This window comes from Streptomyces sp. JLSY215, assembly GCF_059682825.1.
Genome location: NZ_CM185022.1, coordinates 6,746,110 through 6,766,633, shown reverse-complemented (window position 1 = coordinate 6,766,633; position 20,524 = coordinate 6,746,110). Strand labels below are relative to the sequence as shown.

General features: G+C 70.9%; 13 protein-coding genes. 5 read left to right on the top strand and 8 right to left on the bottom strand.

The features are described from left to right. Positions 1 to 144 precede the first annotated feature (144 nt). Positions 145 to 1,086 (bottom strand): LysR family transcriptional regulator, encoded by a 942-nt coding sequence (locus AC5677_RS30090; RefSeq protein WP_497191024.1) that lies wholly within the window; start codon positions 1,084 to 1,086, stop codon positions 145 to 147. 362 nt (positions 1,087 to 1,448) lie between these two features. Here AC5677_RS30090 and dnaE point away from each other — a divergent pair, with 362 nt between their 5' ends. Beyond that, the gene (gene dnaE, locus AC5677_RS30085; protein WP_497191023.1) at positions 1,449 to 5,045 is read left to right on the top strand and encodes a DNA polymerase III subunit alpha; all 3,597 of its coding nucleotides are present in this window, start codon (positions 1,449 to 1,451) and stop codon (positions 5,043 to 5,045) included. A 121-nt stretch (positions 5,046 to 5,166) separates the two neighbouring features. Here dnaE and AC5677_RS30080 read toward each other — a convergent pair whose 3' ends face one another. The 4 genes from AC5677_RS30080 to AC5677_RS30065 form a co-directional block, all read right to left on the bottom strand. After that, the gene (locus AC5677_RS30080) at positions 5,167 to 6,372 is read right to left on the bottom strand and encodes a S8 family peptidase (protein ID WP_497191022.1); all 1,206 of its coding nucleotides are present in this window, start codon (positions 6,370 to 6,372) and stop codon (positions 5,167 to 5,169) included. Between the two features lie 340 nt (positions 6,373 to 6,712). After that, on the bottom strand, positions 6,713 to 8,011 hold the full coding sequence (locus AC5677_RS30075; RefSeq protein ID WP_497196808.1) for an ABC transporter substrate-binding protein: 1,299 nt from the start codon (positions 8,009 to 8,011) through the stop codon (positions 6,713 to 6,715). A gap of 29 nt (positions 8,012 to 8,040) precedes the next feature. After that, entirely contained in the window at positions 8,041 to 8,898 is an 858-nt protein-coding gene (locus AC5677_RS30070) for a carbohydrate ABC transporter permease (protein WP_497196807.1), read from the bottom strand. Positions 8,899 to 8,921: 23 nt separating this feature from the next. Continuing rightward, positions 8,922 to 9,860 carry a carbohydrate ABC transporter permease gene (locus AC5677_RS30065; RefSeq protein WP_497191021.1) on the bottom strand — a complete coding sequence of 313 codons (939 nt, stop codon included), beginning with the start codon at positions 9,858 to 9,860 and terminating at the stop codon, positions 8,922 to 8,924. Between the two features lie 204 nt (positions 9,861 to 10,064). On the opposite strand from AC5677_RS30065, the gene AC5677_RS30060 reads away from it, so the two are divergent. After that, entirely contained in the window at positions 10,065 to 10,955 is an 891-nt protein-coding gene (locus tag AC5677_RS30060) for an aminoglycoside phosphotransferase family protein (RefSeq protein WP_497191020.1), read from the top strand. Positions 10,956 to 11,082: 127 nt separating this feature from the next. Here the strand turns inward: AC5677_RS30060 and AC5677_RS30055 are convergent, their stop codons facing one another. Then, entirely contained in the window at positions 11,083 to 11,811 is a 729-nt protein-coding gene (locus AC5677_RS30055) for an exonuclease domain-containing protein (RefSeq protein WP_497191019.1), read from the bottom strand. A gap of 126 nt (positions 11,812 to 11,937) precedes the next feature. On the opposite strand from AC5677_RS30055, the gene AC5677_RS30050 reads away from it, so the two are divergent. Then, on the top strand, positions 11,938 to 12,663 hold the full coding sequence (locus AC5677_RS30050; RefSeq protein ID WP_497191018.1) for an SDR family NAD(P)-dependent oxidoreductase: 726 nt from the start codon (positions 11,938 to 11,940) through the stop codon (positions 12,661 to 12,663). Positions 12,664 to 12,756: 93 nt separating this feature from the next. On the opposite strand, the gene AC5677_RS30045 is transcribed toward AC5677_RS30050, so the two are convergent. Beyond that, positions 12,757 to 14,007, bottom strand: a complete 1,251-nt coding sequence (locus AC5677_RS30045; protein ID WP_497191017.1) for a DUF5919 domain-containing protein — start codon at positions 14,005 to 14,007, stop codon at positions 12,757 to 12,759. Between the two features lie 450 nt (positions 14,008 to 14,457). Between AC5677_RS30045 and glgX the strand changes: the two genes are divergently transcribed. After that, the gene (gene glgX / locus AC5677_RS30040; RefSeq protein ID WP_497191016.1) at positions 14,458 to 16,632 is read left to right on the top strand and encodes a glycogen debranching protein GlgX; all 2,175 of its coding nucleotides are present in this window, start codon (positions 14,458 to 14,460) and stop codon (positions 16,630 to 16,632) included. On the opposite strand, the gene AC5677_RS30035 is transcribed toward glgX, so the two are convergent. Next, entirely contained in the window at positions 16,568 to 17,839 is a 1,272-nt protein-coding gene (locus AC5677_RS30035) for an MFS transporter (RefSeq protein ID WP_497191015.1), read from the bottom strand. The two genes, glgX and AC5677_RS30035, sit on opposite strands and share 65 nt — an antisense overlap. Before the next feature lie 164 nt (positions 17,840 to 18,003). Between AC5677_RS30035 and treY the strand changes: the two genes are divergently transcribed. Continuing rightward, on the top strand, positions 18,004 to 20,517 hold the full coding sequence (treY, locus tag AC5677_RS30030; protein WP_497191014.1) for a malto-oligosyltrehalose synthase: 2,514 nt from the start codon (positions 18,004 to 18,006) through the stop codon (positions 20,515 to 20,517). The last annotated feature ends 7 nt before the right edge of the window (positions 20,518 to 20,524 follow it).

Genomic DNA, 20,524 nt, shown 5'->3' with positions numbered 1-20,524 from the left:
ACCGACCGTAGCCGGATGGGGGGTTGAATGGTTTCGGAGGCAGCCTCCTGTGGATAACTCGACCGAGCCCCCTTCCCGGACGCGGCCGGTCCGGACGAACACGGCGAACACGGCGAGCGCGGCAAGCGCGGCAAGCGCGCCGGGCTAACGCGGAGGGCGCTGCGCCCACTTCGGGATCCAGATCTCGCCCTCGGGGCGGCCCGGGTATGCGGAGGTGAGGTGGTCCCGGAGTGCGGCGAGGGCGGGGTGCGGGTTGTCGGTGCGCCAGAGCATGGAGTGTGGGTAGACCGGGGTCGGGTCATGCAGGGGGATGCGCCGCAGGTCGTGGCCGCTGGGCCAGACGAGAGGGGTCTGCTCGCTGACGAAGGTGGCCAGCGTCGAGGAGCTCGCGACCGTGTCGAGGAGGTAGTCGACGCCGAAGTTGGGGCCGATCGCGTCGATGGTGAACCCGAACTCGGCAGCGAATGTGTCGTAGTAGGCCGTCCACTCGGCGCCGGGGGCGTTGCCGGGCATCCAGATCCGGCGGCCGGAGAGCCGGGCGGGGGCGACCGAGGGGGCGGAGGCGAACTCGTGGGCCGGCCCGGTGAACAGCTGCAGGGGCTCGTCGAAGACCGGGGTGGCCGCGATGCCGTCGGGAAGCCGCAGGCCGGGCATGGTGACGGCGCGGAAGGTCGCGTCGATCGTTCCGGACTCGAGGGCGGCGATGGCCTCGTCGGAGCCGAAGAGGGTCACGACATCGAGCTCGATATCGGGGTACCTGCGGTGGAAGTCGCGCAGCCGGCCCGCCAGAGAGACCCGTCGGCCGATCACATCGACGCGTAGCGGGCGGCTGCCCGGCCGTACGGAAGCGGCGGCCCGCTCCTCGGCCTGGAGGAGCGTCCGGGCATGGGGCAGGAACGCCTGTCCGTCGATCGTGAGCCGGGCGCCGCGCGCGGTGCGGCTGAACAGCTGCACACCGAGCTCCTTCTCCAGCACGGCGATGCGCTTGGAGACGGCCTGCGGGGTGATCGACAGGTTGACGGCGGCTTCCTGGAACTGTCCCGCGTCCACGGCGGCGACGAATGTGCGCACGGCAATGAGGTCCACACCGGCCATCCTAGGTGACCGGGAAATCAACCATTGGTTGAGGGCAAGGGGCGAAATGGTTGTTTGATTCCGGTACTCCGGGCTCGCTTTGATGTCTCTGGTCAACGTGTGGTGTTGCAAGGCAGCTCGGCAGGAGTGCGACGCCCGGCGGCCGGACGGTCGCGGACGGGACTTGAGGGGCCCGGTCCGGTCGTCCGCCCGAGCGGGTGCGGTCCCTCCGGTCGCCCCGCCTTCGCGATCACACGCGAGGGGCCGCGCGGCCCGACCGTCCGCCGATGCCGGTGCGTTCGGTCGCCGGCAAGGTCACTTCCGCGGCTTCGGCCGGGGTGTGGCCTCCTACTCGCCTCGGAGAGGACTCACCCGTGCCGGATTCGTTCGTCCATCTGCACAATCACACCGAATATTCCATGCTGGACGGTGCGCAGAAGCTGAAGCCGATGTTCGCCGAGGCGGCCCGGCAGCAGATGCCGGCGATCGCCATGAGCGACCACGGCAACATGTTCGGGGCCTATGAGTTCAGCCAGGTCGCGAAGGGCTTCGAGGGCATCACGCCGGTCATCGGTATCGAGGCGTACGTCGCGCCTTCTTCGCGCTTCGGCCGGAAGCAGGAGTTCTGGGGGCCGGGAGGCCGCCGCGCCGTGAGCGAGGACGGTGAGGGATCGAAGGACGTCTCGGGTGGCGGCCGCTTCACCCATATGACCATGTGGGCCCGGAACATACAGGGGCTGCGGAACCTGTTCCGGCTCAGCACCCGGGCCAGCTACGAGGGCCAGTTCCCGGCCGGGAAGCCCCGTATGGACCGCGAGCTCATCGCCGAACGGCCGGAGGGCATCATCGCCACCACCGGCTGCCCCTCCGGCGAGATCCAGACCCGTCTGCGGCTGAACCAGTACGACGAGGCGAAGGCCGCCGCCGCGGCCTACCAGGAGATCTTCGGCCGCGAGAACTACTTCCTGGAGCTGATGGACCACGGCCTGGACATCGAACGCACCGTCCGCGGCGGCCTGTTGCGCCTGGCCAAGGAGCTGGGCATGCCCCTCCTGGCCACCAACGACGCGCACTACGTCACCGAGGACCAGGCCGACGCGCACGACAGCCTGCTGTGCATCGGCGTCGGCAAGAACAAGGACGATCCGAAGCGCTTCCGCTTCAACGGCTCCGGCTACTACCTCAAGAGCGCCGCCGAGATGCGCAGCCTCTTCGCGGATCTCCCCGAAGCCTGCGACAACACCCTGCTGATCGCCGAGCGCATCGAGTCCTACGACGAGGTCTTCGACCACATCGACGAGATGCCGCAATTCCCGGACGTGCCCGAGGGCGAATCCCAGGAATCGTGGCTGCGCAGAGAAGTCCTCACGGGCCTGGCGATGCGCTACGGGGATCCGGTGCCCCGGCACGTCATGGACCGCTTCGAGACCGAGATGGCGGTCATCGGCCCCATGGGCTTCAGCTCCTACTTCCTCGTCGTGGCGGACATCTGCCGCCACGCCCGGGACAACAGGATCCCGCTCGGTCCGGGCCGCGGCTCGGCCACCGGCTCCATCGTGGCCTACGCCACCCGCATCACCGAACTGTGCCCCCTGGAGCACGGGCTCCTGTTCGAGCGCTTCCTCAACCCGGAGCGCATCAACCCACCCGACGTGGACCTCGACTTCGACGACCGCCACCGCGACCGCATGGTCCGCTACGTCACGCAGAAGTACGGGGACGAGTACACCGCCATGGTCAACACGTTCGGCAGGATCAAGGCCAAGAACGCGACCAAGGACTCCTCCCGCATCCTGGGCTACCCCTACTCCCACGGGGAGCGGATCACCAAGGCGCTCCCGCCGGACCAGAACGGCACATCCGCCCCACTGGCCGCCGTCTTCGACCCTTCCCACGAGCGGTACGGCGAGGCCGGCGAGCTACGGCAGATGTACGACAACGAGCCGGACGTGAAACGGGTCATCGACACGGCGCGCGGGGTGGAAGGGCTGACCCGCGGTACCGGTGTGCACGCCGCGGCGGTGATCCTGTCCAAGACGAGGCTGACGGACCGGATCCCGCTGCACATGCGCGCCTCGGACGGCGTGAAGATCACCGGGTTCGACTACCCGTCGTGTGAGGCGATGGGGCTGATCAAGATGGATTTCCTGGGGCTGCGGAACCTGGGTGTCATCGACCAGGCCATCGAGAACATCCGCGAGAACCGGGGCGTCAGCCTGGCCACCGTGGACCCCATGGACGGCGATTTGGCCACCGTCGTGATCCCGCTGGACGACGCCCCGACGTACCGGCTGCTGGCCGAGGGCAATACGTACGGGGTGTTCCAGCTCGACGGCGCCGGTATGCGGGTCCTGCTGAAGCAGATGGAACCCACCCGGTTCGAGGACATCGCGGCGGTCAACGCCCTCTACCGCCCCGGCCCGATGGCGGCGAACGCGCACACCAACTACGCGCACCGCAAGACCGGCCGCCAGGAGATCGCCCCGATCCACCCCGAGCTGCGCGACGCCCTGGAGCCGATCCTCGGGAACACCTTCCATCTGCTCGTCTACCAGGAGCAGATCATGGCCATCGCCCGGGAGCTGGCCGGATATACCCTGGGCGGCGCCGACCTGCTGCGTCGCGCGATGGGCAAGAAGAAGCCGGAGGTGCTGGCCGCCGAGTGGGACAAGTTCCGTGACGGCATGCGGGGCAACGGCTTCGGCGAGGAAGCCATCAAGGCGCTGTGGGACGTCATGCTGCCGTTCTCCGGCTACGCGTTCAACAAGTCCCACACCGCCGGCTACGGCCTCGTCTCGTACTGGACCGCCTACCTCAAGGCCAACTACCCGGCCGAATACATGGCCGCCCTGCTCACCTCGGTCGGGGACGACAAGGACAAGGCCGCGATCTACCTCGCCGACGCCCGCAAGAACGGCGTCCGGGTCCTGCAGCCCGATGTGAACGAGTCGGTCGGGGAGTTCACCGCCGTCGGCGACGACGTGCGGTTCGGACTGCGGTCCGTACGCAACGTCGGCGACAACGTCATCGACGCCATCGTCGACGCCCGCCGCAGCAAGGGGAAGTTCACGTCCTTCCCGGACTTCCTGGACAAGGCCGGTCTGCCCGCGCTGAACAAACGGGCCGTCGAATCCCTGATCAAGGCGGGAACCTTCGACTCCCTGGGGCATTCGCGCAAGGGGCTGACCGCCGTTCATGACGCCGCCATCGACGCCGTCGTCCCCGTGAAGAAAGCAGCCGTCTTCGGGCAGGACGACCTCTTCGCCGATCTGGGCGGCGAGGGCGCCGAAGCACCGGCCTTCGGCCTGGACTTCCCCATCGACGACGCCGAGTGGCCCCGCCGTCTGCTCCTGGCGACCGAACGCGAGATGCTGGGCCTGTACGTCTCCGCGCACCCGCTGGACGGCGCGGAGCACATCCTCGCCGGAGCCCGGGACTGCTCCCTCGCCGAACTGCTCGCTTCCGGCCGCACCACCGGCGATGTCCAGCTCGCAGGGCTGATCACCGGCGTCCAGCTCAAGATGACCAAACAGGGCAACGCCTGGGCCATCGTGCAGCTCACCGACCGCGACGCCGGCATCGAGGTCCTCTTCTTCCCCGCCGCCTACCAGCTCGTGCAGCACGCGCTGGCCGAGGACAACGTCGTCTGTGTCAAGGGGAGGATCGAAGACCGCGACGGCAGCGTGCACCTCTTCGGCAGGGAGCTGAGGACGCTGGACGTGTCCTCGGCCGAGCACGGCGGCAGGCCTCCCGTGCGGCTCGAGCTCTCCGCCCACCAGGTCACCGAACGGTCCGTGCGCGAGTTGAAGAGAATCCTCGCGGACCACCCGGGCGACAGCCCCGTCCGCCTCAGCGTCCGCGGCACCCGGAAGACCACCGTCTACGCCCTCCAGGCCAGGGTGAACGCCACCACCATCGCCTCCGATGTGAAGGGCGCGTTCGGGGCCGAGGCGTGGGCGGGGATCGCATGATGCCGGGCCCGGCCGGACGGCGAGGCCCCCGGCCGGGCTCCGGAACAGAAAAGACCGCCGGCCTTCGCGCCCCGTGGGGGAGGGCGCGAAGGCCGGCGGATGGTGCCGAGCTGCCGGATCGTTACTCGACGATCTTCAGGAGCTTGTTGGGCGTGCCGTCACCCGGGTTGCTGATCTTGTCGGGGGTGGCGCCGTCCGTCAGGGCCTTCTCCACGTCCGCGGGCTTGGCGTCCTTGTGGCCGGCCAGGTAGACAGCGGCGGCGCCGACGACGTGCGGGGTCGCCATGGACGTACCGGAGATGGTCTTGGTGGCGTCGTCGCTGTTGTTCCAGTCCGAGGTGATGTCGGAGCCGGGGGCGTAGAGGTCGACCACGCTGCCGTAGTTGGAGAAGTCGGACTGCTCGTCCTTGTTGGTGCTGGAGGCGACCGTGATGGCCTCCTTCACGCGCGCCGGGGAGCCCTGGCCCGCGTCGGTGGACTCGTTGCCCGCCGCGACGCCGAAGGTGACGCCGGAGTCGATGGCCTTCTTGACGGCCGCGTCGAGCGCCTCGTCCGCGCCGCCGCCGAGCGACATGTTGGCGACCGAGGGGCCCTTGTGGTTCTTGGTGACCCAGTCGATGCCCGCGACGACCTGCTCGGTGGTGCCGGAGCCCTGGCCGTCCAGGACCTTGACGGCCACGATCTTGGCCTTCTTGGCGACGCCGTGCGCCTCACCGGCGATGGTGCCGGAGACATGGGTGCCGTGGCCGTTGTCGTCCTCGGCCTTGTCGCTGTTGTCGATGGCGTTGAAGCCGTACGAGGCGCGACCGCCGAAGTCCTTGTGGCTGATGTGGACACCGGTGTCGATGACGTAGGCGGTGACGCCCTCACCCGCGCTGTCGGGGTAGTTGTACTTCTTGTCGCCCTGGGTGTCGGCCTGGTCGATGCGGTCCAGGCCCCACGACGGCGGGTTGTCCTGGGTGGCGTCGATGTGGAACTTCTTGTTCTGCACGACCTTGTCGACGGCCGGGTCGGCGGCGAGGCGCTTGGCCTCCTCCTCGTTCAGACCGGTCGTCGAGAAGCCGTCGACGGAGGAGTAGCTCCGCTTGAGCTTGCCGCCGTACTTTGCGGCGAGGTCACTGCTGGCGGCCGTACGGACCGACTTCTTCAGCATGACGATGTAGCTGCCGTTCACGGCGCCCTTGGCCTGGGCGCCGTAGATCTTGCCCTCGGCGGGGGCGGAGGAGGCGCCGGCGGTGACTGCCGTGACGGCGGCGATACCAGTGGCAGCGACTGCGGCGGTTATCGCCGTGACGAGCCGCTTCTTGCTGGAACGCTTGTGATCCATTGCGAGGGTTCTCCTCGTTCGTGGTGTGGGGGGAAAGCGTTGCGCAACAGCCCGAAGAGACCGGAAGATCTCCGCTGGACTGGCTCGAAACCCTGTCGGATTGACGGGTTCAATTCAAGGCCCGCCCAGCCGCGTGAGATAGGCAACAAGCTTGAATAAAGGCGAAAATTCGCAGAAGCGGGCAAAAAGAGCTGCGTAGTTGACGGCGAGCGACTCAACTCCCTTTACGTTCACGCAATGGAGGCGTAATAGGGGCAGTCGGCCGACGGAACGGGCACCGGATCGGTTGCCGGGGTGTGGCAGGCTCGCGCCCGGCAAGATCTCCGGTCCGGCGCAGCGCTCACCTCTGATAGCGCGCCAGCACCAAGTTGCCGTCCTCGACGAGCCGTTGGCGCAAGGCGTCCAGATCGATCGCGCCGCTGTAGTAGTCCTGCAGACCGGGGGCCGCGATCTTGTCCTTCCACTCCGGGTAGCCGCGTACGGACTGGGCCGGTGCCGAGCGCAGGGCGCCGGCGAGTGCGGTGCCGGTGGCCCAGTCGTACTTGGCGACCCGCAGGGCCGGATCCTCGAGAGCCTGCCGGCCGGTCGGCAGCAGCCAGTCGCCCAGGGCCAGCCGGACCATGTTCCGTGGGCGCAGGAGGAAGTCGATGAAGGCCATCGCCTCCTCCTTGTACGGGCAGTCCTGCGCCACCGACAAGGTCTGCGGGCTCACGCCCTGGTCCAGGGCCGTGCCCTTGGGGGCCGGCAGCACCGTCCAGTCGAAGCCCTTGGGTGCCTGCTGGACGATCTGCTGACGGTAGGAGAACCCGAGCGGGACCATCGCGTAGCGCCCGGCGAAGAAGCCGGGCAGGGTGTCCGAGCCGCCCATGCCCAGGGTGGAACGGGAGGCCGTGCGGTCGACGTTGACCTGGTCGTGGATGGTGCGGGGCACCACCTGGTCGACGGCGTCGAAGCGGACCTCCACCTTGCCGTCGGGGCGGCGGTGGAAGATCCGGCCGCCGGTGGACAGGGAGAGGTTGAGCGTGGCGGAGACCGGTTCCTTCAGCGGCCAGGCGACGCCGTAGCTGCCGCCGCGGGTGAGCCGCTGCCCCGCCTCCGCGAACTCCTCCCAGGTCCAGGGGTGTTCGGGGGTGGGGATCCGGACGCCGGAGCGGTGCAGCTTGCTGCGGTTGGCGATCAGCACCCGGGGTTCCTGGAGGAACGGGACGCCGTAGACCCGGCCGTCGAAGGTGCCGGTCTCCCAGCTCTGCTGCGGGATGTCGGCCTTGAGGCGGGACGGCAGCAGGGAGGTGAGGTCGGCGAGATCGCCGCCGTAGGCGAAGTCGGCGAGATCGTCGGTGGCGTCATGGATGATGTCCGGCGCCTCGCCGCCCTCGAAGGAGGTGAGCAACTGGTCGTGGACGGTGTCCCAGGCGCCCTGGATGTAGCGCACCTGGACATCGGGGTGCCGGCGGTTCCATTCGGCGACGAGTTGCTTGTTGACCTTGAGGGAGTCCTGCTGCCAGGCCAGCGACTGGAAGCGCAGGGTGATCCTGCCGCCGGCCGCGCGCCGGGACCCGGCGGAGCAGCCGGGCAGCAGGGCCGCGGCGGGCAGCGCGGCGGCGGCCGCGAGCAGCCCTCGACGGGGGAAGTCGCGCATCGGCTCGGCACGCATCGGCTTTTCGCGCATCAGCTCTTCACCGCCCCGGCCAGCATCCCGCCCGTGATCCGCCGCTGGATGACGGCGAACAGGAGCAGGCTCGGAAGGGTGGCGAGCAGCGCGGCGGCGGCGAGCGGGCCGAGGTCGGCGACGCCCTCCGTCCCGATGAAGTGGGTCAGCACGACCGGCAGCGTCTGTTTCTCGGGAGACTTGAGCAGGACCAGGGCGAAGAAGAACTCGTTCCAGGCGGTGATGAAGGCGAACAGCGCGGTCGCGACGATGCCGGGCGCGAGGAGCGGTGCCGTGACCGAGACGAGGGTGCGTATCCGGCCCGCGCCGTCGACCGCGGCGGCCTCCTCCAACTCCGGTGGTACAGCACGGACATAGCCGGTCAGCATCCACAGGGCGAACGGCAGCGACCACACCACATAGACCATGATCAGGCCGATCCGGGAGTCGACCAGATGCAGGGTCTTGAGGATCAGGAACAGCGGGATGATCACCAGGACCAGCGGAAACGCCTGACTGATGACGACCCAGCCGGTGGCCGCCTTCGCGAGGCGGTTGCGGTAGCGGGCCAGGACGTACGCCATCGGGGTCGCCAGCACGATCGCGATCACCGCGGAGACCGCCGCGGCCAGCAGGCTGTTGCCGGCCGCCGCCAGCAGCGGCTGCTGCTCGAACGCCTGCCGGAAGTTGTCGAGGGTGGGGGCCTCGGGAATCCAGGTGGGGTGGATGCTGCCCAGTTCGCGCGGTGGCTTGAAGGCGGTGGAGACCAGCCAGAGGAAGGGGAACGCGAGGAACGCCAGGTAGCAGAGGAGCGCGGCGTACTGGCCGGTGCGGGTGGCGGTGCGCTTCGCGGTCGGGCGCCGGGTCGTACGGCGCAGCTGATTCGCTCGGCTCGTTCGGCTCACTTGTCGTCGGCCCCCTTCAGCCGGCCGGCCAGGTAGACGGCCAGCAGCACCGAGATCACCGCGACCATCGCCAGGCCCATGGCGGCGGCGTATCCGAACTGCCCGTAGCGGAAGGCCTCTTCGTAGGCGAAGAGCATCGGCAGCCGGGTCCGGCCACCGGGGCCGCCGTCGGTCAGGACGAAGACCAGGGCGAAGGAGTTGAAGTTCCAGATGAAGTTGAGGGCCGTGATGGCGAGGGCGACGGGCTTGATGGCGGGCCAGGTGACCGTGCGGAAGCGGCGCCAGGCGCCGGCGCCATCCATGGCCGCCGCCTCGTGCAGCTCCTGGGGAACGTTCTGCAGACCGGCCAGCAGCGAGACGGTCGTCTGGGGCATGCCCGCCCAGACGCCGACGACGATGACCGCGGGCAGTGCCGTGGCCAGGCCGCTCAGCCAGTCCCGGCCGTCGGATCCGGCCAGGCCGAGCCGGCTCAGCGTTTCGTTCAGGACACCGGCGTCCGGGTGGTAGACCAGCCGCCACATGATGCCGACGACGACCTCCGGCATCGCCCACGGGATGATCGCCAGCGCTCGGGCCAGCCAGCGCAGCCGCAGCTTCGCATTGAGCAACAGGGCGAGGCCCAGGGCGAGGAGGAACTGCGGGACGGTGACACCCAGGGCCCACACCAGACCGATCCGGAAGGAGTCCCAGAAGAGGGTGTCCTGGAACAGATCGGTGAAATTGAGCGTCCCGACGAATCCGGTGGCCTGGGTGCGGCCCGACTGGGCGTCGGTGAATGCCAGCCCGATGCCGTAGAGCAGGGGGCCGACGCTCAGCACCAGGATCGGGATCAGTGCGGGCAGTACGAGGAACCAGGCGCTGTGGTCGCGCCGGAGCCCGGCGGCGCGGGCCGGGGACGCTGCGGTGGACCGCTGCGGCGCGGTGGCGAGGGTCATGACACCGGCTCCTCGCGCCGGCCTTCCGCCGTCGGCACTGCTGCCATCGCACGCCACCTCTCCCCCGTTGCCGGCGCCGTCATCGTCGTGACGCCCGCCACCGCAGTCAAGCTTCCGGCCGGATTCCGTGGCGGATCTCCCCGTCCGGGACGTTTTCGGGACCTGCGACACTGGTCGCGATCACGCATCGCAGGAGGCACCACCATGACCGAACCGAGCCCCGGCGCCTTTACGGAGGCGCGCGCCCGGGACGTCCTGGCCGCGGCCGGGCACCCCGAAGCGGCGGCGGACGCCCCGCTGCTCTCGCTCGGCGAGAACGCCGTCTTCGCCCTCGGTGAACGCGGGCCCGTGGTACGGGTGGGCCGCAGCGCCGAGCTCCTGGAGCGCGCCGAGCGGGAACTGGGCGTGGCCCAGTGGCTGGAGGCGGCGGGCGTGCCGGCCGTACGGGCCGCCGAGCCGCTTGCCTCGCTGGTCGACGGGCATCCCGTGACGTACTGGCGGCGGCTCCCGGAGGCCGTCCGGCCCGCCGGGCCGGGCGATCTCGCCGAGCTGCTGAAAGTGGTCCACGCGCTTCCGGAACCGCCGTTCGCGCTTCCCCGCCGGGAACTCCTCGGCGGCGTCGAGCGCTGGCTGCGGCTCGCGGGCGACGCCGTATCGGCGCAGGACGCGGAGTATCTGCGCGGGCGGCGTGATGCCTTCGCGGCGGCCGCGTCGGCGCTGGAACCGCATCTGGGCCGTGGCCCCATCCATGGCGATGCGCTGCCACGTAACGTTCATGTCGGGCCCGACGGGCCGGTGCTGGTCGACCTGGAAACCTTCTCCTCCGATCTGCGCGAACACGATCTGGTCGTGATGGCGCTGAGCAGGGACCGCTACGGGCTGGCCGCGGAGGCCTACGACACCTTTGTGGCGGTCTACGGGTGGGACGTACGGGACTGGGCGGGCTGTGCCGTGCTGCGCGGGGCCCGCGAGACGGCGAGCTGCGCCTGGGTCTCCCAGCACGCGCCCGGCAACCCGGCGGCGCTCAAGGAATTCCGCCGCCGGATCGCGTCGCTGCGCGAGAAGGACGCGACCGTGCGGTGGTACCCCTTCTGAGGAGCCGCTGAGGCGCCGCGGACGAGCCGCCGAAGACCCCGGCCGGGGACCGCCGGCGAACCGTACCGAGGGTGCGCCGAAGAGCCGCTCCGAAGGTGAGGACCCGCCAAGGCCCTCCCGATGCCCGTCAGGCCTGGTACGGAATCAGCGGCCAGGCCGCCTCGACTATCGCCCGGGGGTCGCCGGAGCGCCGCAAGTACGCCTGGAACGAGGCGGCTTGTGCGGCGGCGGCCTCCTCCTGGAGGGCGTGCAGCGCACGCGGCGACGGGATGGCGACGGCCGGGTACTTCTCCCCGATGCGCCGGGCCACCCCGGCCGCGGCCGCCGCGTCGGCGCTCGCCTCATGGGCGCCGTCCAGCCGTACGCCGTAATGCCCGCAGAGCGCCTGCAGTGCGCGCTTGCCCTTGCGATAGCGGTCGACGTGTTTGTCCAGCACCAGTGGGTCGATGACCGGCGCGGGGGCGTGTCCGAGGCGGTCCGTCAGGGTCCGTACGCCGTGCCGCCGGCACTCGCGGTCCAGCAGCGAGAGGTCGTACCGCGCGTTCATCACCACCAGGGGGATGTCCGCGCGCAGGGCCTCGGCCAGCGCCTCGGTGATTTCCTCTATCGCGAGGGCCGGCGGGCGGCCGTGCTCCCGGACATATGAGGTCGAAATGCCATGGATCGCCGCGGCTTCGTCCGGAATCGGAATGCCCGGATCGAGCAGCCAGGACTGCTTCCCGGCCACCCTGCCGTCCCCCTCCAGGCGGATCAGTGCGGCGGTGACGATGCGGTCCCGCTCGACGTCCGTGCCGGTGGTCTCCAGATCGAAGCCGACCAGCAGCTCCTGATGCCATTTCTTGCCACGCTCACTCATGCGGCGGCCCCTCCTTCGGTGGTACATCCCCCGTTGCCGTTTCACTCTCCCACGCACCACTGACAATCCCCCCGGCCCCCGACGCGGCAGGCCCCCTCGCCCGCCCGCCGCCCCTACGCTGACCGCATGGACCTACGGCTGGCAGGACAGGGCGCGCTGGTGACGGGTAGCAGTGCGGGGATCGGGGCGGCGATCGCCGGGACGCTGGCGGGCGAGGGCTGCGACGTCCTCGTCCACGGGCGGGACGCGGCCGCCGCCGCGGCGGTCGCCGAGCAGGTCGCGGCGTGCGGGGTGCGTGCCGAAGTGGTGCTCGGCGATCTGACCGAGCCGGGCGTCGCCGAGCAGGTCGCGGTCACCGCACGCGACTTCGGGGCCCGCATCCTGGTGAACAATGCCGGTCCGTTCGCCGAGCACGACTGGGAGACCTCCGGACCGGCCGACTGGCGGGCCGCCTTCGAGGGGAACGTCCTGCCGACGGTACGGGTCACCCAGACCCTGCTGCCCTCGCTGCGCCAGCACGGCTGGGGGCGGGTGATCACCATCGGCAGCCGGGCCCCGCGGACACCGCCGCACGACACGGTCACCTACTCCGCGGCCAGGGCGGCGGTGGTGAACATGACCACGAGCCTGGCGCACCACCTGGCCGGCACCGGGGTCACCGCGAACTGCGTGAGCCCGGGGATCATCGTCACGGACGAGGAACGCATCGACGGGTCGGCGGACGAGCAGCCGGGGCGCCCGGGGCGGCCCGAGGACATCGCGGCCGCGGTCGCCTATCTGGCCAGCCCGCTCGCCGATTACGTCAACGGGATCGAGCTGCGGGTGGACGGCGGGATCACGGGAAGCCCGTAGGACGGCGCCTCACCGCACGTCCCGGACCACACGTCCTGACCCCACACCCGCCCCACCACACGGGCCTCACCACGCGGGCCCACCACACACGCCTCACGACACCGGCCGCGAATCCGCCCACACGCTCTCGAACTCCTCGCGGTAGGTCTCGAAGAGACCGTGCTCGCCGTCGCGCCCGTCCCGGCCGTCCGCCCGGACGATGTCGCGGCCGCCCCCGCGCAGCACCAGTACCGGCGACTCCATCCCGCGGCTCTTGCGGAGGTAGCTCTGCACCACCGCGAGGCCGTCCGGGCCGTCGCCGTCGACCAGATACGCCGTGAAGCGCGGCGTCTCGTCGAAGACCTGGATCTCGAAGGCGCCCGGGTCGCGCAGCCGGGCGCGTACCCGCCGCATATGGAGGATGTTCATTTCGATGGAGCGGCTCATCTCGCCCTTCTTCAGGCCGATTTCGCGCTCCCGGCGGCGCACCGCGCTGCTCGCGGGGTTCAGGAAGAGCAGGCGGATACGGCAGCCGGACTCGGCGAGGCGGACCAGGCGGCGGCCGGAGTAGTTCTGGACGAGGAGGTTCAGGCCTATGCCGACGGCGTCGAGGCGGCGGGCCTCGCCGAAGAGGTCCTCGGCGGGGAGCTGGCGCTGCAGCCGCACCCGGTCCGGGTGGACGCCGATGACGTCGGCGTAGCGGTCGCCGACGAGGTCCTCCACGGCGTCGATGGGCAGCCGGCCGGAGATCCGGGTGCCGACGCCGGATCCCAGTATGTCGAGCAGCCGGGCCGAGGCCCGCTCCGCCTGGGCGAGCACGGTCTGGGACAGCGCGCGGTTGCGGGAGACGATGTTGCGGGCGACCTCCAGCTCGTCGAGGGCCAGCTCGACCTCGCGGCGGTCGTCGAAGTACGGCTCGAAGCAGGGCCAGTGCTGCACCATCAGTTCGCGCAGCTGGGGCAGGGTCAGAAAGCTGACGATGTTGTCGTCGGCGGGATCCAGGAGATAGCCCTTGCGGCGGCTGACCTCGCGGACCGCGACCGCGCGCTGTACCCATTCCTGCCCGGCGGGCCCGGCCGCGGCGATCACCCATTCGTCGCCGTGCACCGGCTCGTAGATGGGGCGCAGTACGGCCGCCACGACGGCCCGCAGCCGCTGCTCGACCAGATTCAGCCAGATGTAGGCGCGTCCGGCCCGGCGGGCGCGGGTGCGCACCTCGCTCCAGGCCTCGGCGCCCCAGTCCAGCTCCGCCCCGATCTCCAGCGGTCGTGCCAGGGACACCGCACCGGGCGGTGCGTCGACGGAGCCGCCCTCATGGCCCTCGTGACTCTCGTCACCAGGGGGCAACTCCAGCCCGCCGCTCACCTGCCACCGCCTCCCGAACCCCCGTGCCAACGATCAAGGCAGACTACTGCGGCGCGGGAGGCGGTGCAGCAGGAAGGATCGAGTCGGCTGCCAACTCCCCTGGAACTCAGGGCCCGTTGCCCCCTGCATGGAGAAGCGGAGTGAGCGGATTCATAGCCGTGACGTCGCAGGGAGCCGGGTGCGGCGGGTGCGGGCCCACGCGATGGGGTGTTTCGGCGGTCGCCCGTTGACCCGGGTGCGACCGGCGGGCGATCGGTTCACCCGTGGTCCGGCGAGGCGGCGACGTCGTCGAGCGGCCGGGCTCTCCCGTGAGGCGCCGGCTCTCGTCGGACCCCCCGGCCCCCTCATCCGTACGGTACGACGATCCAACATCCCCGCGGTATGCCTCTTTGTCGTGGAGTCGTCGTGGAGTTGCCACGCCCCCCGCCAAGAAGGTGCGACAGTCTAGGCATGCAGGTCTGGCCGGGACAGATGTATCCGCTGGGTGCCACCTACGACGGGGCGGGCACCAACTTCGCGGTGTTCTCCGAAGCCGCGAGACGCATCGAGCTGTGTCTGCTGCACGACGACGGCTCGGAGACCGCCGTCGAGCTGCGCGAAAGCGATGCCTTCGTGCGGCACGCCTATCTTCCGGGGGTGATGCCGGGGCAGCGTTACGGCTTTCGGGTGCACGGCCCGTACGAGCCGGGGCGCGGGCACCGCTGCAATTCCGCGAAGCTCTTGATGGACCCGTATGCGCGCGCGATGAGCGGGCGGATCGACTGGGGCGAGGCGGTCTACGGCTACCACTTCGGCCGGCCCGAGGCGCGCAATGACATGGATTCCGCGCCGCACAGCATGGCGTCGGTGGTGGTCAATCCGTACTTCGACTGGGGCGACGACCGTCCGCCGCGCACCGCGTATCACGAGACGGTGCTCTACGAGGCCCATGTGAAGGGCCTGACGATGCTGCACCCGGAGCTGCCGGACGAGCTGCGCGGCACCTATGCGGCGCTGGCCCATCCGGCGATCATCGACCATCTGACGAAGCTGGGGGTCACGGCCCTGGAGCTGATGCCGGTGCATCAGTTCGTACAGGACCACCGGCTGGTGGACGCGGGGCTGGCGAACTACTGGGGCTACAACACCATCGGGTTCTTCGCGCCGCACAATGCGTATGCGTCCTGGGGCGACCGCGGGCAGCAGGTGCTGGAGTTCAAGACGGCGGTGCGGGCGCTGCACCGGGCCGGGATCGAGGTGATCCTGGATGTGGTCTACAACCACACGGCGGAGGGCAACCATCTGGGCCCCACCCTGTCGTTCCGGGGGCTGGACAACGCCTCGTACTACCGCCTGACGGACGACAAGCGCTACTACATGGACACCACCGGCACCGGGAACTCCCTGCTGATGCGCTCGCCGCAGGTGCTGCAGCTGGTGATGGACTCGCTGCGCTACTGGGTGCAGGAGATGCACGTCGACGGGTTCCGGTTCGATCTGGCGGCGACGCTGGCCCGGCAGTTCCACGAGGTGGACCGGCTGTCGTCGTTCTTCGATCTGGTGCATCAGGACCCGGTGGTCAGCCGGGTGAAGCTGATCGCCGAGCCGTGGGACCTGGGCGAGGGCGGCTACCAGGTGGGCAACTTCCCGCCGCTGTGGACCGAGTGGAACGGCAAGTACCGCGACACGGTCCGCGATCTGTGGCGGGGGGAGCCGCGCACGCTGGCGGAGTTCGCGTCCCGGCTGACGGGCTCCTCGGATCTCTATCAGGGCGACGGGCGGCGGCCGCTGGCCTCGGTGAACTTCGTGACCTGCCACGACGGCTTCACCCTGCACGACCTGGTCGCCTACAACGACAAGCACAACGACGACAACGGCGAGGACAACCAGGACGGCGAGACTTTCAACCGGTCCTGGAACTGCGGGGTGGAGGGACCGACCGACGATCCCTCGGTGCGTCGGCTGCGGGCCCGGCAGATGCGTAATTTCCTCGCGACGCTGATGCTGTCGCAGGGTGTGCCGATGCTCAGTCACGGCGATGAGTTCGGGCGCAGCCAGGGCGGCAACAACAACGCGTACTGCCAGGACAACGAGCTGTCGTGGGTGCGGTGGCCGGAGAGCGGCGGCAAGGCGGGGGACGCCGGTGAGCGGGACGAAGAAGCGGTCGAGGCGCCGGAGCCGGACGAGGAGCGGGAGCTGCTGGCCTTCGTCCGGCAGATGGTGTGGCTGCGGCGCGATCATCCCGTCTTCCGGCGGCGGCGGTTCTTCCAGGGGCAGCCGGTCGAGGGGACGCACGACGAGCTGTCCGACATCGCGTGGTTCACGGCCGAGGGCGAGGAGATGGGGACCCGCGACTGGCAGTCCGTCCACGCCAAGGCACTGACGGTCTTCCTGAACGGCAGCTCCATCTCCGAACCGGGCCCGCGGGGCGAGCCGGTCTCGGACGACTCCTTCCTGCTGATGTTCAATGCGCACGAACAGGAGAAGGAGTTCACCGTTCCGGTGCACCACGGGCGGCAGTGGCAGGTGGTGGTGGACACCGACCGGCCGCGGGCGGTGGCGGACGGCCGGGGCGCCAAGGTCAAGGCCGGTGATCGGCTGATGCTGACGGGGCGGAGTCTGCTGGTGCTGCAGCGGCCGACATGACCCGGCGGGCGCCGGTGGTCACCCGGGCCGTCATCGCCACGGTGAAGATCAGCACCGCGGCCCCGACGACCACGGCGAAGGCCGCGAACGAGCCGTGCGCATCGGCAAGCCGTCCGGACACGGCCAGCGCCAGGGCCTGTCCGCCGACCACGGCGCTGGTGAGGAAGGCCATCGACTCGGCCAGCCGGGCGGCGGGCACCGCGCGTTCGGTGAGGCCGAAGACGGTGATCAGGTGCGGGGCGAAGGCCACGCCGAGGACGACGACGACCAGATACAGCGCCCACAGCGTCTGGACGAACAGCAGCGGCACGGACAGCACGATCAGCGCGGCGCCGGCCGCCCGCCATCGGCTCAGCAGCCCGAACCGGGCCGGCAGCAGCGCCAGCGACAGGCCCGCCACCGCGCTCATCACGCCCATCGCGGCATAGACGAGACCGGCCTGCGCGGGCTGGTGGAGCCGTTCGGTGAGCGCGGTGATGCCGGACTGGCAGGCGCCGAACATCGCGCCCTGCAGCGCCATGGAGACCCGCATGCCGTACACGCCGCGGGGCAGCCGGGAGCGGGCCGGGCGGGCGGCCGCGGGGGTCTTGGCGGGCCGCAGCACGGTGGCCGTGCGGTGCAGCGCGAAGGCCGAACCGCAGACGGCGAGCAGCACGGCGGCCAGCGCGAGGGCGACGGCCGGATGGGCGACGGTGGCGGCCAGCCCGACCAGCGCCGGGCCGAGCACGAACGAGACCTCGTCCAGGGTCCCTTCGAAGGACAGCGCGGCGTTGACCATCCGCTCGTCGGCCCCCGCGCGATGGGCGAGGGCCACCAGGCGGGTACGGGCCAGCGGTCCGATCTGCGGCACGGTGGCGCCGGCCAGCAGCCCGATCGCGGCCAGCGGCGGCGTCGCGATCCGCGCGAGGGCGGCCACCACCAGGGCCGTCACGGCGAGCGCATTGAGCCAGCAGGCGGCCAGGACGACGAGGCGCTGCCCGTGCCGGTCGGCGAGGCGGCCGATCAGCGGTCCGGCGACGGTCTGCCCCGCGGCGAGCGCACCGCCCACCAGGCCCGCGGTGGTGAGCGAGCCGCTGGTCCTCGCCACCAGCAGCAGGCTGCCGAGCTGGCACATGGCGGTGGGAAGTCTGCCGAGGAAGGAGGCGACGGGCAGCAGCGGCCCGCCCAGGGCGATCACCTGGCGGTAGGTGGTTGTTACAGCGGTCATCGGGTGACGCTACCCGGGGCGGGGCCTCGCACCGTATACCCCGGACGCACGAAGGAATACCTCGCGGCGGCCCGCCGATTCGGAGGAAATACCAATGTGGTGAGCATGGGCGGATACCTCGGATAGCTGACACAACACGCCGTCAATGGGGTACGGGTGTTCCCATGACGCAGCCTTCGAGACCGTCGCCGACCGCCACCTACCGGCTGCAGCTCCAGCCGGACTTCCCGTTCGCGGCCGCCGAGCGGGCGGTGCCCCACCTGGCCGCGCTCGGCGTCTCCCATCTGCACCTCTCCCCCGTCCTGGAGGCGGTGCCGCGATCCACCCACGGGTACGACGTGGTCGACCACACGGCGGTCCGGGCCGAGCTGGGCGGCGAGGAGGGGCTGCGGGCGCTGGCGGCAACGGCCCGGTCGCACGGCCTGGGGCTGGTCGTCGACATCGTGCCGAACCATATGGCGCTGCCGGCCCCGGCCTCGTTGAACAGGCCGCTGTGGGAGGTGCTGCGGGACGGCCCGGCGTCCCCGTATGCCCGGTGGTTCGACATCGACTGGGACGGCGCGCACGGCGGCCGGGTGCTGCTGCCGGTGCTGGCCGGGCGGCTGGGCGACGAGCTGCCGCAGTTGCGGGTCGACGGCGAGGTACTGCGCTATCACGAGCACGCCTTCCCGCTGCGCCCCGGTACGCAGGACCTGCCGCTGGAGCGCCTCCTGGAGGCCCAGTGGTACCGCCTCGCCTGGTGGCGGCTGGCCCGCAGCGAGCTGAACTACCGGCGGTTCTTCACCATTTCGGAGCTGATCGGGGTGCGCGTCGAGGACCCCGAGGTCTTCGACGCGACGCATGGCACGCTGCTGCGGCTGATCCGCGAGGGCGTCATCGACGGACTGCGCATCGACCATCCCGACGGCCTGGTGGACCCCGGTGGCTATCTGGCCCGGCTGCATACCGCCACCGAGGGCCGCTGGACGGTCGTCGAGAAGATCCTCACCGGCGACGAGCGGCTGCCGGACGGCTGGGCGTGCGCGGGCACCACGGGCTATGACGCGCTGCGGCACATCGACGCGCTGTTCGTCTGCCCGCAGGGCGCCGGCCGCCTCTTCTCCCACTACCGGGACTTCGTCACGCCGCTGGCCGACGAGGGCGGCGACTGGGAGGAGACGGTGCGCCGGGCCGCGTACGAGGTGGTCACGCACGATCTGGCCGCGGAGGTGGAACGGCTGGTGCGGACGGCGGTACGGATCAGCGAGCGGGCGCCGCAGCCGGGCGACCATGCGCCGTGGGCGCTGCGGCAGGCGGTCACCGAGCTGCTGGTGCGGCTGCCGGTCTACCGTCCGTACGCCGCGGACCCCGGCCGCGCCGGGCAGGACGCGGCGATGCTGGGCGAGGCCGCGGCGGGGGCGCGGGGGGCGTTCCCGGTGCCCGAGGAGGCGCGGGCGGTGGATTTCGTCCACGATCTGGCGCTGGGACGGTACGCGGACCGGGCCCACCGGGACGGCCCCGCAGCCGCCGGCCCGGCCGACGTCACCGACCGCACCGACCGCACGGACCGCACGGACCCCTCCGACTACGCCGACTTCGCCGCCCGCTTCGCCCAGACCGCCTCCGCACTGCAGGCCAAGTCCGTCGAGGACACCGCCTTCTACCGCTATCCCGTGCTGCTGTCGGCCTGCGAGGTCGGCGGCGACCCCGGAACGCCCGCGCTCGGCCCGCAGACGTTCCACGACTTCTGTCTCCGGACGCAGCGCGACTGGCCCGCCACCGGGACGGTGCTCTCCACCCACGACACCAAGCGCAGCGCCGATGTCCGGGCGCGGATCGCGGTGCTGTCGGAGTGCCCGGACCGGTGGCGCGATGTGCTTGGCCAGGTGGCCGGCGGCGGGGGCGGGCCCGTCACGGCGAGCGGCCCGGTGGATCCGATGGTGTCCTGGCCGGCCTGGCAGACGGTGTTCGGGCTGGGCGGGCCGTCCGCCGGCGACGCGGTGACCGCCGACCGGGTGGCGCCCGCGGTCCTCAAGGCCGTACGGGAGGCCGGGCTGCGCACCTCCTGGACGGAGCAGAACCCCGCGTACGAGGAGGCGGTGGCGGAGTTCGTCCGCGGCGGGCCGTGCGGTCCGCCGGCCGGCCCGCTTGCCGCGCTGGGCGACGAGCTGGCCCCGTTCATCCGCGCGAATGTGCTCGGGGCGACGCTGCTGCACCTCACCATGCCGGGCGTGCCCGACCTCTACCAGGGCACCGAGCGGGAGTACTCGGCGCTGGTCGACCCGGACAACCGGCGGCCCGCCGCCTTCCGGCCCGACCTGCTCGCCGAGCTGGACGGCGGGGCCGCGCCGGGCGGTCTGTCGGCCGAGAAGCTCCGGTTGACGGCCGCCGCGCTGCGGCTGCGGCGCGCGCACCCCGAATGGTTCGACGCCACCGCCGGGTACGAGCCGCTGCGCGCGGAGGGACCGGCCGCCGAGCACTGTGTGGCCTTCGGCCGCGGCGGGCGGGTGGTGACGGCCGTGACCCGGCTGTCGATGCGCCTGGTGGAGACCGGCGGCTGGTGGGACACCGCGCTGCGGCTGCCGCCCGGCGGTCCCTGGCGCGAGCTGCTGAGCGGCCGGGTGGTGGCCGGGGGCGCGGCCGTGGGGCTGAGCGAGCTGCTGGAGGGGTCGCCGGTGGCGCTGTTCGCGGCGGAGTGACGTCCCC

Coding starts and splice junctions, on each gene's coding strand:
- AC5677_RS30065 (WP_497191021.1), bottom strand. CDS start 9,860: ATGACCCTCGCCACCGCGCCGCAGCGGTCCACCGCAGCGTCCCCGGCC.
- AC5677_RS30060 (WP_497191020.1), top strand. CDS start 10,065: ATGACCGAACCGAGCCCCGGCGCCTTTACGGAGGCGCGCGCCCGGGAC.
- treY (WP_497191014.1), top strand. CDS start 18,004: ATGACGCAGCCTTCGAGACCGTCGCCGACCGCCACCTACCGGCTGCAG.
- AC5677_RS30075 (WP_497196808.1), bottom strand. CDS start 8,011: ATGCGCGACTTCCCCCGTCGAGGGCTGCTCGCGGCCGCCGCCGCGCTG.
- AC5677_RS30055 (WP_497191019.1), bottom strand. CDS start 11,811: ATGAGTGAGCGTGGCAAGAAATGGCATCAGGAGCTGCTGGTCGGCTTC.
- AC5677_RS30050 (WP_497191018.1), top strand. CDS start 11,938: ATGGACCTACGGCTGGCAGGACAGGGCGCGCTGGTGACGGGTAGCAGT.
- AC5677_RS30080 (WP_497191022.1), bottom strand. CDS start 6,372: ATGGATCACAAGCGTTCCAGCAAGAAGCGGCTCGTCACGGCGATAACC.
- glgX (WP_497191016.1), top strand. CDS start 14,458: ATGCAGGTCTGGCCGGGACAGATGTATCCGCTGGGTGCCACCTACGAC.
- AC5677_RS30035 (WP_497191015.1), bottom strand. CDS start 17,839: ATGACCGCTGTAACAACCACCTACCGCCAGGTGATCGCCCTGGGCGGG.